The 13,153-nt window shown below is 65.7% G+C and carries 14 protein-coding genes and 1 pseudogene; 11 read left to right on the top strand and 4 right to left on the bottom strand.

The features are described 5' to 3' along the window. Positions 1 to 33: 33 nt before the first annotated feature. Together V2B31_RS14385 and V2B31_RS14380 are read right to left on the bottom strand one after the other, a co-directional pair. Positions 34 to 1,536, bottom strand: a pseudogene (locus V2B31_RS14385) (TonB-dependent receptor plug domain-containing protein); the annotation flags it as partial. Positions 1,537 to 1,668: 132 nt separating this feature from the next. After that, positions 1,669 to 2,262 carry a TlpA family protein disulfide reductase gene (locus tag V2B31_RS14380; protein ID WP_328279677.1) on the bottom strand — a complete coding sequence of 198 codons (594 nt, stop codon included), beginning with the start codon at positions 2,260 to 2,262 and terminating at the stop codon, positions 1,669 to 1,671. Positions 2,263 to 2,305: 43 nt separating this feature from the next. Here V2B31_RS14380 and argH point away from each other — a divergent pair, with 43 nt between their 5' ends. The 4 genes from argH to V2B31_RS14360 are packed head-to-tail and all read left to right on the top strand — an operon-like array spanning position 2,306 to position 5,963. Further along, positions 2,306 to 3,676 carry an argininosuccinate lyase gene (gene argH, locus V2B31_RS14375; protein ID WP_328279679.1) on the top strand — a complete coding sequence of 457 codons (1,371 nt, stop codon included), beginning with the start codon at positions 2,306 to 2,308 and terminating at the stop codon, positions 3,674 to 3,676. After that, complete coding sequence (locus tag V2B31_RS14370; RefSeq protein ID WP_328279676.1) at positions 3,673 to 3,930, top strand: hypothetical protein; 258 nt, start codon at positions 3,673 to 3,675, stop codon at positions 3,928 to 3,930. Before argH ends, V2B31_RS14370 begins: the two co-directional genes overlap by 4 nt. A 12-nt stretch (positions 3,931 to 3,942) precedes the next feature. Then, positions 3,943 to 5,208 carry a diaminopimelate decarboxylase gene (gene lysA / locus V2B31_RS14365; RefSeq protein WP_328279675.1) on the top strand — a complete coding sequence of 422 codons (1,266 nt, stop codon included), beginning with the start codon at positions 3,943 to 3,945 and terminating at the stop codon, positions 5,206 to 5,208. Further along, positions 5,208 to 5,963, top strand: coding sequence for a precorrin-2 dehydrogenase/sirohydrochlorin ferrochelatase family protein (locus tag V2B31_RS14360; RefSeq protein WP_328279673.1), 756 nt, complete (start codon positions 5,208 to 5,210; stop codon positions 5,961 to 5,963). Before lysA ends, V2B31_RS14360 begins: the two co-directional genes overlap by 1 nt. On the opposite strand, the gene V2B31_RS14355 is transcribed toward V2B31_RS14360, so the two are convergent. After that, the gene (locus tag V2B31_RS14355) at positions 5,949 to 6,569 is read right to left on the bottom strand and encodes a response regulator transcription factor (protein WP_328279671.1); all 621 of its coding nucleotides are present in this window, start codon (positions 6,567 to 6,569) and stop codon (positions 5,949 to 5,951) included. The genes V2B31_RS14360 and V2B31_RS14355 overlap by 15 nt on opposite strands. 142 nt (positions 6,570 to 6,711) lie before the next feature. On the opposite strand from V2B31_RS14355, the gene V2B31_RS14350 reads away from it, so the two are divergent. Genes V2B31_RS14350 through V2B31_RS14335 form a run of 4 tightly spaced genes read left to right on the top strand, consistent with a single transcriptional unit; the run spans position 6,712 to position 9,210 of the window. Further along, positions 6,712 to 6,849, top strand: coding sequence for a hypothetical protein (locus V2B31_RS14350; RefSeq protein ID WP_328279669.1), 138 nt, complete (start codon positions 6,712 to 6,714; stop codon positions 6,847 to 6,849). Positions 6,850 to 6,851: 2 nt separating this feature from the next. Further along, complete coding sequence (locus tag V2B31_RS14345) at positions 6,852 to 7,658, top strand: hypothetical protein (RefSeq protein WP_328279667.1); 807 nt, start codon at positions 6,852 to 6,854, stop codon at positions 7,656 to 7,658. Next, positions 7,646 to 8,584: a transposase gene (locus V2B31_RS14340; protein WP_328279665.1), complete on the top strand. Its 939-nt coding sequence runs from the start codon at positions 7,646 to 7,648 to the stop codon at positions 8,582 to 8,584. The genes V2B31_RS14345 and V2B31_RS14340 overlap by 13 nt, the downstream gene beginning before the upstream one ends. 26 nt (positions 8,585 to 8,610) lie before the next feature. Beyond that, complete coding sequence (locus V2B31_RS14335; RefSeq protein WP_328279663.1) at positions 8,611 to 9,210, top strand: winged helix-turn-helix domain-containing protein; 600 nt, start codon at positions 8,611 to 8,613, stop codon at positions 9,208 to 9,210. 2 nt (positions 9,211 to 9,212) lie between these two features. On the opposite strand, the gene V2B31_RS14330 is transcribed toward V2B31_RS14335, so the two are convergent. Beyond that, positions 9,213 to 9,794, bottom strand: a complete 582-nt coding sequence (locus V2B31_RS14330; protein ID WP_328279661.1) for a TetR/AcrR family transcriptional regulator — start codon at positions 9,792 to 9,794, stop codon at positions 9,213 to 9,215. A 156-nt stretch (positions 9,795 to 9,950) separates the two neighbouring features. Between V2B31_RS14330 and V2B31_RS14325 the strand changes: the two genes are divergently transcribed. From V2B31_RS14325 to V2B31_RS14315, 3 genes are all read left to right on the top strand, one after another. After that, positions 9,951 to 11,465 (top strand): efflux transporter outer membrane subunit, encoded by a 1,515-nt coding sequence (locus V2B31_RS14325; protein ID WP_422248088.1) that lies wholly within the window; start codon positions 9,951 to 9,953, stop codon positions 11,463 to 11,465. Beyond that, positions 11,458 to 12,606 carry an EmrA/EmrK family multidrug efflux transporter periplasmic adaptor subunit gene (locus V2B31_RS14320; protein WP_328279657.1) on the top strand — a complete coding sequence of 383 codons (1,149 nt, stop codon included), beginning with the start codon at positions 11,458 to 11,460 and terminating at the stop codon, positions 12,604 to 12,606. Before V2B31_RS14325 ends, V2B31_RS14320 begins: the two co-directional genes overlap by 8 nt. Positions 12,607 to 12,618: 12 nt before the next feature. Next, positions 12,619 to 13,153, top strand: a 535-nt coding sequence (locus tag V2B31_RS14315) for an MFS transporter (protein ID WP_328279655.1), incomplete at its 3' end; no start/stop codon positions are given.

Here is a 13,153-nt window from a genome sequence, read left to right as displayed (position 1 = left end):
CGATCAAATTTTCCGTTCAGCCCTTGCAAGAGGGAGCCGTCCACATATGGAACTGCGGGTGTAGCGCCCGGCGTCTGTGGCCTTGTAGCCGGGAAAGGACTGAACCCCGGTCTTGTAAGTCGAATAGAAATCGCCCTGGACAATCTCATACATGTCCTTGCGATATTCGCCGCCGAACGCGAAGGTGAGCGGCTCGGCCATGCCGATATCAAACTCCTTACGGATATCGGAGGTGATGGTTGTCTGGCTCAGACGGAAACCGCCGTCATAAGCCTTGTCGGGCGTATTGGGCGTGCCAAAGCCGCGCAGCGAAGCGGCATAGCTTTCCTGCCAGACTTCGCGATGCGCAGACCGCTCGGTCCAGATTTCATCCTTCTGATAGCCATAAGTGCCGCTGATGTCGTAGTTCCAGCCATCAGCGAAGTCGCCCTTTACACCCAGGGTGAAGCTGTATTCGTCCTCGATGACGTGCTGAAGCGGCACCATCCCCCATGTCCCGGTGTCACCGTAGCACATGTTGGTGTTATAGGGCGTAGGGTTGATGCCGCCCCCGGCGTTTACCTGCGTGATGACCCCGCCAACATTGGTATATTCGTAGCAGATGCGCTTGGGATGCCGATATCCCTGCTTCGCCCAGCCTTCGCGGCGGGCATAGTCGCCGAAGCTGTAAAGCTCGATCCCGCCGAAGTCATAGCCCATATTGTAGAAGCCGACGTTCAGTGTCGACTTGGGCTGACCGCCATTGATGCCGGACAGGGCGTCGCCAGCCAGGTTAGCCCACTGTGCTGGGGTATTGGGCTGAAGCGATCCGTCCTCTCGGGTGATCTGCACCTGACCTGTGCCGATAGTGGTGTAATCCTGGCGGCGATGGAACAGGGTGAGGTTGAAGAAGCCATCTTCGCCGAGCTTGAAGCCGACATTGCCCGACGCGGAGAAAAGCTCACCTTCGCTGTCATAATATTGACCGCCCGTGAGTTTCAGGCTGCCGCCCTCGCTGTCATCCTTCAGAATGAAGTTGAGCACCCCAGCGATCGCGTCGGTGCCGTAAACGGCAGCCGCGCCTTCCTGCAGCACCTCTACACGCTCAACCGAATCGGGCGGGATCAGGTCTATGCTGGGCGCTGCCGAGCCTTGGAATGCGCCGGAAATCACCTGAAGGATGCCATTGCCATGACGGCGCTTACCGTTCACCAAAACCAATGTGTGATTGGGTGACAGGCCACGCAAACGGGCTGAGAGCGAGAAGCTGGAGAGGTCCGTGCCCTGTGTCTGCGCCGTGAAGCTGGGGACGATTTGGGTCAGAACCTGATTGAGGTTGGGCTGGCCGACATGGCTGATCGCTTCTTGGCTGAGCACTTGAACAGGCGCGGCGGCCTCCGCCGCCTGCATCCCGACCGCGCGGGTGCCGGTGACGATGATCGCTGCGCCGTCGTCGCTTTGAGGCTCCTGCGCGACCTGGGGTTCCTGCGCCATCGCGCACGCCGACCAGGACGACGCCAGAACGAGTGAAAGCTTCAGTGCCGAAAGTCGCGTCATAGCTGCCCCCTTCTTTGCATTATCATGACAAAGGGGCGAACGAAGCAGGTGCAGCAAACCTCTACTGCAACGCACAAAAAACCGATTGGCCTCATATCTCAGACTATTGCTACTGTGTTTCCAGAAAATATCTCAGCGCGCCATAGCCGCCTGGATGAGCGCCTTTGCTTCTGCACTTTCCCAATCCATGGCGCCGATCACCCGCACCATCTCCTTACCTTGCGCATCATACAGCACGCTGGTCGGCAGCAGCCCGGTCGCATAATCGAACCCGAACTGGTTTTCGGGATCGGCCCAGCCTTTGAGGTGCGGCAATTTATGCTTTTCGAAGAAGGGCTTTACGACCTTCATCCCCTGATTGTCCTGCGAGATGGTGAGCACCGCCAGCCCCTTGGGGCCGTAGGCGGCAGCCACCCGGTCGAGCGTCGGCATTTCCGCGACGCAGGGGGTGCACCAGGTCGCCCAGAGGTTGACCAGCAGCGGCCGCCCAGCGAAATCCTGCAGCGTCTTGTGCCCGCCATCGGGATCGAGGAAGGCGAAATCCGGGGCTGGCGTGCCGGCCTTGCTGCGGTCCAGCCGATAGCTGAACGCGCTGTCCTTCGACCCGCCGCCCGTGACCTCGCCTGACCCGGCCGGCGCCTCGCCGCTGGCGCTCGCATTGGCTTGCTCCTTAGGCTGCGATTGCCTATCGCAGGCCGCCATAGGGCCAAGCAGGAGCAGCATCATTAGCGCGCGGGACGACGAGACCATGGGTTCAGGCTCCAACAGCATGTGGGGTGGCCGGTTCGCGGCCGGCCCGGCATCGATCATGCGCGAGATAAATGCCTCCATCCCCTTCGACAAGCGTCTGTGGAAACAGGATATCGCCGGGTCGCAGGCGCACATTGCCATGCTGGGCAAGCAGGGCATCGTGTCGCAGACCGACGCCGACGCGATCAGCGCCGGACTGGAGCGGATCGAGCGCGATTATGAGGCCAATGGCGTGCCGGTCGATCTCGACCTGGAAGACATCCATATGGTCACGGAATCGCGGCTGGCCGATCTGATCGGCCCCGCCGCCGGCCGCCTTCACACGGCGCGCAGCCGCAACGATCAGGTGGCGACCGACTTTCGCCTCTGGGTGCGCGACGCCATCGACGAGGTGGACGCAGGGCTTGCCGGTCTCCAGCGCGCGCTGGTGGATCGGGCGGAGGCGCATGTCGATGCGGTGATGCCCGGCTTCACCCATCTTCAGTCAGCGCAGCCGGTGACGCTCGGCCATCATCTGATGGCCTATTATGAGATGGTGCGGCGCGACCGCAGCCGCTTCGCCGATGCGCGCGCGCGGCTCAACGAATGTCCGCTGGGCGCGGCGGCGCTGGCCGGCACCGGCTTCCCGATTGATCGCCACGCAACGGCGACGGCGCTCGGCTTCGTCAAGCCCACCGACAACAGCCTCGACAGCGTCAGCGACCGCGACTTCGCGCTCGATTATCTGATGGCGGCGACCCAGGCGTCGCTCCACCTCTCCCGCCTCGCGGAAGAGTTCATCATCTGGGCGAGCCAGCCCTTCGGCTTCGTCAAGCTGCCCGACGCCTATTCGACCGGCAGTTCGATCATGCCGCAGAAGCGCAACCCCGACGCGGCGGAGCTGGTGCGCGGCCATGCCGGTCGGATCATGGGCTGCATGACGGCCCTTTGCGTCACCATGAAAGGCCTGCCGCTTGCCTATTCCAAGGACATGCAGGACGACAAGCCGCCGGTGTTCGAGGCGCATGATCTGCTCGGCCTGTCCATCGCGGCGATGACCGGTATGGTCGAAACGGTGACCTTTCGCACCGACCGGATGCGCGGCCTTGCCGAGAGCGGCTTTTCCACCGCGACCGATCTTGCCGACTGGCTGGTACGGGAAGGGGGCATCCCGTTCCGCGAGGCGCACCATATCACCGGGCGCGCGGTGGCGGCGGCCGAAGCGGCGGGCATCTCGCTCGACAAGCTGTCGATCGGTACGCTCAAGGCGATCGATCCGCGCATCGATGATCGCATCTATGCCGTTCTGACGGTGGATGCCTCGGTCGCAAGCCGCACGAGCCATGGCGGCACTGCCCCGGATCAGGTGCGGACGCGCATCGCCGACGCCAGAAAGGAACTCGGATCATGAAGACGCGCAGCCTCGCCGGTCTTGCTCTGGTCGCACTGACACTGGCGGGATGCGGCGGCCGTCCGCCCCTTAAGCCCATCCAGGGGCAGCGCTTGCCCGCCGTCCCGGTCGGCGCGGCGACGGCGCCGACGGGGACTCAGCTGCTCGACCCCACGATCCAGGCCAGGCCGGGGCGCGCCGTCGAACTACTTACCCAATCGCGCGAGCGCGACGACGATGAATTCGATCTGCCGCCCGAAGCGAACCCGCAATAACAGGACAGTTTCTTGGACCATTTCACCTATGTCGACGGCGCCATGCAGGTGGAGCAGGTGCCCCTTGAGGCCATTGCAGAGGCGGTCGGCACGCCGGTCTATGTCTATTCGACTGCGACGCTGGAACGGCATGTCGGCGTGTTCCGGGCCGGCTTGGCCGCGCTTGTCGATCCGCTGATCGCCTTCGCGGTGAAATCCAACCCCAATGGAGCGGTCCTCGCTACGCTAGCGAAGCTCGGGCTGGGCGCGGACGTCGTGTCCGGCGGGGAATTACTGCGGGCTATCGCGGCGGGCATCCCGGCCGACCGGATCGTCTTTTCCGGCGTGGGCAAGACCGCCGACGAAATGCGGCTCGCGCTCGATCACGACATCTATCAGTTCAATCTGGAAAGCGAGCCGGAGGCCGAAATGCTGTCCGAAGTCGCGCTGTCCATGGGCAAGCGCGCGCCGGTCGCCTATCGCATCAATCCCGATGTCGACGCTGGCACCCATGCCAAGATTTCGACCGGCAAGTCGGAAAACAAGTTCGGCATCCCCTATGACCGCGCGATCGAGAGCTACGGGGCCGCCGGCGCGCTGCCCGGCCTCGACGTGCGGGGCGTCGCTGTCCATATCGGCAGCCAGCTCACCGATCTCGCGCCGCTGGAGGCGGCCTTTGTGAAGGTCGGCGCGCTGATCGAGGCGCTGCGGGCGCAGGGCCACGCGATCCGCACCGCCGATCTGGGCGGCGGCCTCGGCGTCCCCTATGACCCGTCCAAGCCCTTGCCCCCCAGTCCCGCCGATTATGGCGCGATGGTGACGCGCGTAACGCAAGGGTGGGACGTGCGCCTGATGTTCGAGCCGGGCCGGGTGATCGTCGGCAATGCCGGCGCCTTGCTGTCGCGCGTCGTGCGAGTGAAGCAGGGCGCGCAGGCCCCCTTTGTCATCGTCGACGCAGCGATGAACGACCTGATGCGCCCCAGCCTCTACGACGCCTGGCATGATATTCGCGCGGTCCACCCGACAGGCGCGCGCGCCACCGCCAATGTCGTCGGTCCAGTGTGCGAAACCGGCGATACTTTCGCCATGCACCGCGACATGGACGTGGTGCAGGCGGGCGATCTCGTCGCCTTCATGACCGCCGGCGCTTATGGCGCGACGATGGCGGGCACCTATAACAGCCGCCCGCTGACGCCCGAGGTTCTGGTGGCCGGCGACAAATGGGCGGTGGTGCGCGAACGCCCGCCGATTCGGGCGCTGATCGACGGCGACATCATCCCCGACTGGCTCGCGGCCTGATGCACAGCCTGCCCGTCTTTCTGCGGCTGGACGGGCAGCCCGTCATCTTGACCGGAGAAGGGGAGGCGGCGGAGGCGAAACGCCGCCTGCTTGAGCGCGCTAACGCGCGGATCGTGGCGGAGGATGATGCTGACGCCCGCATCGCCATCGTGTCGGACGGTGACGCTGCGGTCGCGGCGCGGCTGCGCGCGCGCGGGGTGCTGGTCAACGCCACCGACAATCCGGCGCTGTGCGACTTCACCCTGCCGGCGATCGTCGATCGCGATCCGGTGCTGATCGCTATCGGCACGGGGGGCGCATCGGCTGGCCTTGCCAAAGCGCTTCGGCAGCGGATCGAAGCGCTGCTGCCCGCACGACTTGGCGCGCTGGCGAGTGCCTTGGCGCAGGCGCGCGCCGCGATCCGGGCGCGCTGGCCCGATCCCGGCGATCGCCGCCGCGCCATCGACGCTGGCCTCGCGCCGGGCAGTCTGCTCGACCCGCTGCGCGAGGATGCGGCCGACCTCTTGCCAGTCTGGCTCGATGAGGCGCGACCGCAAGGCGGGAGATTGGTGACGATCCGCCTTTTGTCGCCCGACCCGGATGATCTGACGCTGCGCGCCGCGCGACTGCTGGGGGAGGCGGATCATGTCTACCATGCGGTCGATGTGCCCAGGGCTATCCTGGACCGCGCACGCGCCGACGCCAGCCGTGTTGCGGCGGACGCGCCGCCCGAAGATGCCGGCGACGGCCTGACGTTGTTTCTAAGCCTGGGCTGACTGCAACCGCTCGATCTCGTCATGCAGCGCCTGGATCGAGGAGACGAGCCTAGCCCGATCGACCTGCATTTCGCGCAGCGCCTCGCGCGTCTCGCCCAGTTCCACCGCCCGCCGTGCAATCCGCGCGTCGAGTTCCGCATTATGCCGGCTGAGCGCACCGATCTGCTCGGCCCGCTGGCACAGATGCCGCAGCCGGGCGTCGAGCACGTCGAAGTCGAAGGGCTTGACGATATGGTCGTCCGCACCTGCCGCCAGCGCTTCGATCGTGGATTGGCTGTCCAGCCGTCCAGCGATCATGACGAAACAGGCATTGCCCGCAAGATTGGCCGCCCGGATTTTCCGCATCGTGCCGACCGCCGACAACAAGGTCAGCCCCATGTCGATCAACACGACATCCACCGGCCTAGTCACCAGCAGGTTGAGCGCCATGAAGCCATTTTCCGCCAACACCACGTCATAGTTGAGGTGCGAGAGGCGCCGCGCCACTACGCTGCGCGCGGTCGGATTTTCGTCCACCAGCAACAGGCGGAGCCGCCGCTGGGGGCGTGCTGCCTCGCGGTGCGCCTGTTCGGCATGAGGGCTGCGGCTGCGCTTGAAGAACGGCATCGGTTCCACCTTCCTGGTCGAACCGGACGATAGGAAACCCACCCGAATAAATGGTTAATAGCAACCTGCGTCATTAACTTGTTTTAATTGGCCGCTTTCACCAACCCGCCATAGCCTTCCCTCGGCAGCAGGAGGGAAGCCCATGACCGACCGCGTGATTCAACTCGCCATAGACGACATCGCCGATCTCAGCGGCGGACCGAGCCTGTTCGGCCTGGAGGATGGCGATGTGCTTGAAATCAGCTTGATGGACGTCATCATCGCAGTCATCGTCAGGTGACGATGGCGCGGCTGGCGGCTGCTGTCGCGGCGGCGGACGAGGCGCCGTTCGAGCAAGCCATCGCGCTCATACGGCCCTTCATTGAGGAAAGCGGCTGGTTCGACCGCCTTCTTGCCGACGAAGTCGCCCGCATGGCTGCCAACCTCCTCCATCTCCCCGCCATGCGCGCCAGCCGCAAGGGCGCGGCCCGCCATCTGGTGCTTGCCCGCACGGAACGGATCTGGATCACCGCCACGATTATCGATCCCGGCGAGCCGCTGCCGGCCCGTATCCATTTTTCCGGGCGCATGTTGCTGTGCCGCGGACTCTCAGGCGATGTTGAAGGCGAACTCTACCGACTGGAGCAGGGCCGGGCGGTCTCAGCTGGACGACGATGCTGGCGCGACGGCGCGATTATCGTGCTCGACGAACGCCGCGAGGCGCTCTGCCTGGATGCTTCGGACAGACCGTTGTCGTTCCTGCGCGCGCAGCTCGCGCCGCCTGGCCCCGTGGCCGCGCGCATCCATGATCGGGCGAGCGGCGCGCCGATTGCAACCGCGCAGGCGGACGAAAGCCATGCCCGCGCCCTCATGCTGCTTTCGCTGCTTCGGCTTCAGGAGCGCCGGGACGCCGTGCCTGCTTTCGCCGCCGCGCTAGACGCGCCGCTGCCCGAGCAGCGCTGGGCGGTCATGCGCGAATATCTGGCGCTTGACACCGCTGCCGCGCTATCTGCGCTGCGCCTGATGGCGCGGGATGAGCCGGATGCGCCGGTCCGCGCGCTCGCCGCGCGCACCCTGGCGCAGATCGGAGCCGCGCCATGCCCCGCCTGATCGATCCGCCGGAGGATGGCTCCGTCATCAACCTGGATGATCTGATCGATTGGTGCGAAAGCACTGCCTTCGACCCGACCTGCGAGGAGGGACTGGCCGCCGCTGCGCCGATGCTGCGCGCCCTGTCGCGCAATCGGGATTTCCTTGCCGATCACGCGATTGCCGAACTGAAGACACGATGCGCCGACCAGCGCCGCACCAATCCCTATTCGGCGCAGGTCGTCCTGCTGCACCCGCCGACCGATGGCTATGTATTGCGCGCCGCCTTCTGGCCCGCCGCGCAGGATCATGTCGTCCGCATGAGCGGCCAAGCGGCCTTTCTCTACCATGTCCCCCATGATCATGGCTTCGATTTCCTGACAGTCGGCTATCTTGGTCCCGGCTATGGATCGGACTATTATGAATATGAGCAGGACGATGTGGCCGGCGCGGATGGCGAGCCGGTTACGCTCCGCTTTGTCGAGCGCAGCCACCTCGAAGAAGGCCGGATGCTGCTCTATCGGGCCAATCGCGACATCCACGCTCAACTGCCCCCGGCTTCGCTTTCGGTCAGCCTCAACATCCTCGCCAGCGCGCCCGATCAGGGATGGCGTCGGCAGTATCGCTTCGATCCGGCGCGAGGCATCATCGACCAGTGCATGACGGTCGCAAGCGCCCAATTGCTGCTGGAACTGGCGGTGGGGAGCGGCAGCGGCGACGCGCTCGACCTCGCCCATGACTTCGCGCTGCGCCATCCGGCCGATCCCATGCGTCTCACTGCGTGGCGCGCGATCGGTGCGGCCTTGACCGACGATGCGGCTCGGCGAGACCATCTGGAGCGCGGCGCTTCGGCGTCCAGTCCGCTGATCCGTCATGCCAGCCGATCGAGATTGGTCCAGATCGGACGGGAAAAGCCTTGCCCCGATGCCCTTCTGGCGGTGGGATGATCCGGGTCGAGACATGAAGGCGAAACATGGGCAGGCGACTGGAACGCCATGAAAGGGGCGCCGATTTCGTCGCCGTCGCGCGCGCTCTCGCGGCGCGCGGGGTGAACCTGGCCATCCGGGCGGGGCAGGGGCACGCGCCTCTGGTGCAGGCCGGCGATGCCCTGATCCTCTGGCAGGACGAGGATGATCCCTATGCCCGCGCTCGCGCGTTGGAAGGCGGGATGCATGAGGTGGTCGGGCCGTGGATGCATGAGGCCGAAGCCGTGGCCCGCATCATCCGCCTCGCGGACGCAGCGCAGCCTGAACTCCGGCTCGGCGACCTTGTAATCCGTCTGGTCGACCGAAGCGTGACGCGCGGCGGTCGCCTGATTCCGCTCCCGGCGCGTGAATATGCGCTTCTTGTCCACCTTGCCCGTCATCCCGGCCAGGCGATCAGCCGCAGCGAACTGCTGAGCGCCGTGTGGCGGCTCGATTTCGATCCCGGCACGAACAGCCTGGAGGTCCATATGTCACGTCTGCGCGCGAAACTGGATCGGGACTTCGCCACGAAGCTGCTGCGCACCGTGAAGGGGCGGGGCTATGCCCTATGCGCGCGGAATGATGTTCCTGCGCCTGCCATTCGCTGACCCTAATCCTGGCTTGGCGCATAAGCACGCAGGAACAGATCGACCGCGCAGTGGACCTCGGCCCGCGCCACATTCTGATCAACGTCGTCTATCCCGCCCAGCAGCAGCTGCTTGTGGATTCCGCCCATCAGCAATGCGGTCAGCGCTTGCGCGGCTTCGCTCGGATCAGCCTTCCGCAAACTGCCGCGTGCCATTGCGTCGCCGATGAATGTGGCCAGCAGCGCTCTGGTATTTTTGGGCGCCAGATCGAAGAACATCCTTGCGATTTGCGGAAAGCGGGCGCCTTCAGCAATGATGAGGCGATTGACGGCAATTGCCTCCGGCGAGGTGATCTTCTTGAACAGGCTGGCGCAGGCGCGCTCCAGCGCTGTCTGCACGGGAATGGATGGGTCCAGCAGTTGCGACAGCTCGGCCTGATATCTGTGGGCCTGATCGGCCAGCGCGGCTGCGAAAAGTTCCTCCTTCGACCGGAAATAGGTCCACAGCGTCCCCTTCGAACCACCCAGCGCCGCCGCAATGCCGGACATGGTAGTGGCGGCATAGCCATGTTCCAGGAAATAACGCTGGGCAACCGCGACAATCATATCCCTGCGGTCTTGCTTTCGCGCTTCCCGTCGGCTGAGATTTGGGGGTGCGCAGGACTGTGTCATGAAAGCGTACCGTATAGTATGATTATTTGATTGACAAGGCTGGACGACAGGCGCAATGGCGATTTCTCATACTGACTGGTACGGTTTTTTATGTCCTCGAGTCGCTTGACCCCGATCGCCCGGAGCGGGGGAATGATCGCCGTCTTGCTGGCCATCGGCGGCTGCGCTTCAGTGCCTGATCTTGGCACCCAGCCGCTCGTCCGCACGCCCGAGTCGATCGCCTCTGCCCAAAGTCTCGGGGCCGCGCCCGTAGCCTGGCCGGGCGACGAATGGTGGACATCCTATGGCGATCCGCAGCTCGACGCGCTGGTCGCGGAAGGCTTGCGCGCATCGCCCGACATGGCGGTGGCGGGCGCACGTTTCCGCCGCGCCGCCGCCGCCGCGCAGCAGGCTGGCGCGGCGCTGCTGCCGTCCGCCGATCTGGAAGCGAGCGCGCAGGCGACCAGGCAGAGCTATAATATGGGCCTGCCCAAGGAGTTCGTGCCGCAGGGCTGGCTCGGCACTGGGCGGGTGGCGCTCGATCTTGGTTTCGATCTCGACCTCTGGGGTCGCAACCGCGCGGCGCTCGCCGCTGCTACGTCGGAGGCCCGCGCGGCCGAAATCGATGCGCAACAGGCCAAACTCGTTCTGACGACCGCGATCGCGGACGCTTACGCTGACCTCGCGCGCCTGCATGACGAAGCCGACATCGCCAGGCGCACACTCGATATCCGGGTCGCCACCCAGAAGCTGGTGGCCGAGCGGCGCCAGAACGGGCTTGAAACGCGCGGAAGCGTCCGGCAGGCGGATGCCACGGTCGCGTCGGCGCGCGCGCGTCTGGCGGCCGCGCAGATGGCGATCGAACTGCGCCAGCACCAGATCGCAGCCTTGATCGGGGCCGGCCCCGATCGCGGCCTCGCCATCGCCCGGCCCAGCCTGCCCAGACTGGCGCCACTTGGCGTTCCGGCCGACGCCACCACGAATCTCGTCGCCCGCAGGCCCGACATCGCCGCCGCGCTCGCCCGCACCGAAGCCGCCGCCAGGCGGATCAAGGTGGCGCGCGCCGACTTCTTCCCGGCGATCCGCTTGGGCGCACTCGTCGGCGTCCAGTCGCTCGGTTATGAAACCATCTTCACCGGCACTGGCGCGGCAGGTGGGCCGAAGCCCTTCCTCGACAATCTGTTCAGCAGGGATTCGATCTTCGGCAATGCCGGCCCGGCGATCAGCCTGCCGATTTTCCATGGCGGCGCGTTGCGGGGCCAGTATCGCGGCGCGCGCGCCACCTATGACGAAGCGGTCGCCACCTATGACCGGACGGTGCTCGCCGCCTATCAGGAGGTCGCCGACGCTGTCACGATGCGCCGCACGCTCGATCAGCGGCTTGCCGACGCCCGCGCGGCCGTGGCCGCGTCGGAGGACGCCTATGCTATCGCGCAGAAGCGCTATCGCGGCGGCCTGTCCACCTATCTCGACGTTCTGACGGTGGAGGATCAATTGCTCGCCGCCCGCCAGTCGCTGGCGGGGCTGGAGGCGGGTGTCTTCTCCAACGATATCGCGCTCGTGCGGGCGCTGGGCGGCGGGTTCGTTGCCTCGAACAGCATCTCGAAGGACATACCCAATGGCTGATGCCGCGCTGGAACCGACCGAAACCGCCGTCGAGGGCAAGCAAACCGATCGCGCCTCTGCCCGACGCACCTGGCTCATCCGACTGGGGATCGCCGTGCTGCTCGCCGGCCTGCTGTGGGGCGCCTGGTATCTGCTGTTCGGTCGGAACCATGTCAGCACCGACAATGCCTATGTGAACGCCGAAATGGCGCAGGTGACGCCGCTGGTTTCGGCCCAGGTGGTCGAGGTGCTGGTCAGCGACACGCAGACGGTTCGCAAAGGCGACATCCTCGCCAGGCTCGACCCGACCAACGCGCAGATCGCCGTGGCGCAAGCGGAAGCGGACCTCGCCGAAGCCCGTCGCCGCTTCCGCCAGACCGCCGCGACCAGCGAGTCGCTGTCGGCCCAGGTCGCGGCGCGCGGCGCGGACATCGTCCAAGCGCGGGCGCAGCTCGCCACCGCCCAGGCCGAATATGAAAAGGCGCGCGTCGACCTTCAACGGCGCGAGGCGCTGGTCGGTGATGGCGCGGTGTCGGGCGACGAGGTGACGGCGGCGCGGCAGGCCTTTGCCAGCGCCCGGGCGGCGCTGGAACAGGCGCGCGCCGGCGTCAACACGGCGCAGGCGACCCGCAACGCCGCCAGCGGTCAATATCAGGCGAATGAAGCGCTGGTGCGCGGCGCGACGGTGGAGACTGACCCGGCGGTGCTGGCGGCGAAGGCGCGGCTCGAATCCGCTCGCCTCGATGTCGCGCGCAGCATCATCCGTGCGCCGATCGGCGGCGTCATTTCGCGCCGGCAGGTCCAGGTCGGTCAGCGCGTGGCGCAGGGCAGCCCGATCATGACCATCATCCCGCTCGACCGCCTCTATGTCGATGCCAACTTCAAAGAGCGCCAGCTGCGCGACGTGAAGATCGGGATGCCGGCAAAGGTCACGTCCGACCTTTATGGCGGCGATGTCGTCTACCATGGCAGGGTGGTGGGCTTTTCCGGCGGCACCGGATCGTCCATGTCGCTGATCCCGGCGCAGAATGCGACCGGCAACTGGATCAAGGTGGTGCAGCGCCTGCCGCTGCGGATCGCGCTCGACCCCAAGGAGCTTGCGGCGCATCCGTTGCGGGTCGGGCTGTCGATGGAAGTCGAACTCGACCTTTCCGACCGATAAGGACGCACCGGCATGAGCGGCGACGACGATATTTTCTCCCGGTTATCGCCGCGCACGCGCACGCTGGCGGGCTTGGTGCTGGCGCTCAGCAACCTGATGGTGGTGCTGGACCTCACCATCGCCAATGTCTCCGTGCCGCATATCGCGGGCAATCTGGGCATCTCGCCCGATCAGGGGACGTGGATCATCACCTCCTATGCGGTGGCGGAGGCGATCTGCGTGCCGCTGACCGGCTGGCTCGCCCAGCGCTTCGGCGTCGTGCGGATGTTCACCCTCGCGATGGTTGGGTTCGGCCTCTTTTCGGTGCTGTGCGGCCTATCGACGTCGCTGGCGATGCTGGTCGCCTGCCGGATCGGCCAGGGCATTTGCGGTGGCCCGATCATGCCCATGTCGCAGACGCTGCTGCTGCGCGTATTCCCACCCGAAACCCGCGGCCGGGCGATGGGGCTTTGGGCGATGACGACGCTCATGGGGCCGGCATTGGGGCCGATTGTCGGCGGCTATATCAGCGACAATTGGAGCTGGCACTGGATCTTCTTCATCAACC

Origin of the sequence: Sphingobium sp. (assembly GCF_036170395.1) — a bacterium.
In the GTDB taxonomy this organism is placed as follows: Bacteria; Pseudomonadota; Alphaproteobacteria; order Sphingomonadales; family Sphingomonadaceae; genus Sphingobium.
The sequence above is the reverse complement of the archived record's forward strand: the minus strand, read 5'-3'. Positions and strand labels throughout refer to the sequence as shown.

Coding starts and splice junctions, on each gene's coding strand:
- V2B31_RS14345 (WP_328279667.1), top strand. CDS start 6,852: ATGGCGCGGCTGGCGGCTGCTGTCGCGGCGGCGGACGAGGCGCCGTTC.
- V2B31_RS14320 (WP_328279657.1), top strand. CDS start 11,458: ATGGCTGATGCCGCGCTGGAACCGACCGAAACCGCCGTCGAGGGCAAG.
- V2B31_RS14335 (WP_328279663.1), top strand. CDS start 8,611: ATGGGCAGGCGACTGGAACGCCATGAAAGGGGCGCCGATTTCGTCGCC.
- V2B31_RS14330 (WP_328279661.1), bottom strand. CDS start 9,794: ATGATTGTCGCGGTTGCCCAGCGTTATTTCCTGGAACATGGCTATGCC.
- argH (WP_328279679.1), top strand. CDS start 2,306: ATGTGGGGTGGCCGGTTCGCGGCCGGCCCGGCATCGATCATGCGCGAG.
- V2B31_RS14370 (WP_328279676.1), top strand. CDS start 3,673: ATGAAGACGCGCAGCCTCGCCGGTCTTGCTCTGGTCGCACTGACACTG.
- V2B31_RS14360 (WP_328279673.1), top strand. CDS start 5,208: ATGCACAGCCTGCCCGTCTTTCTGCGGCTGGACGGGCAGCCCGTCATC.
- V2B31_RS14325 (WP_422248088.1), top strand. CDS start 9,951: ATGTCCTCGAGTCGCTTGACCCCGATCGCCCGGAGCGGGGGAATGATC.
- V2B31_RS14340 (WP_328279665.1), top strand. CDS start 7,646: ATGCCCCGCCTGATCGATCCGCCGGAGGATGGCTCCGTCATCAACCTG.
- V2B31_RS14355 (WP_328279671.1), bottom strand. CDS start 6,569: ATGCCGTTCTTCAAGCGCAGCCGCAGCCCTCATGCCGAACAGGCGCAC.
- V2B31_RS14350 (WP_328279669.1), top strand. CDS start 6,712: ATGACCGACCGCGTGATTCAACTCGCCATAGACGACATCGCCGATCTC.
- V2B31_RS14380 (WP_328279677.1), bottom strand. CDS start 2,262: ATGATGCTGCTCCTGCTTGGCCCTATGGCGGCCTGCGATAGGCAATCG.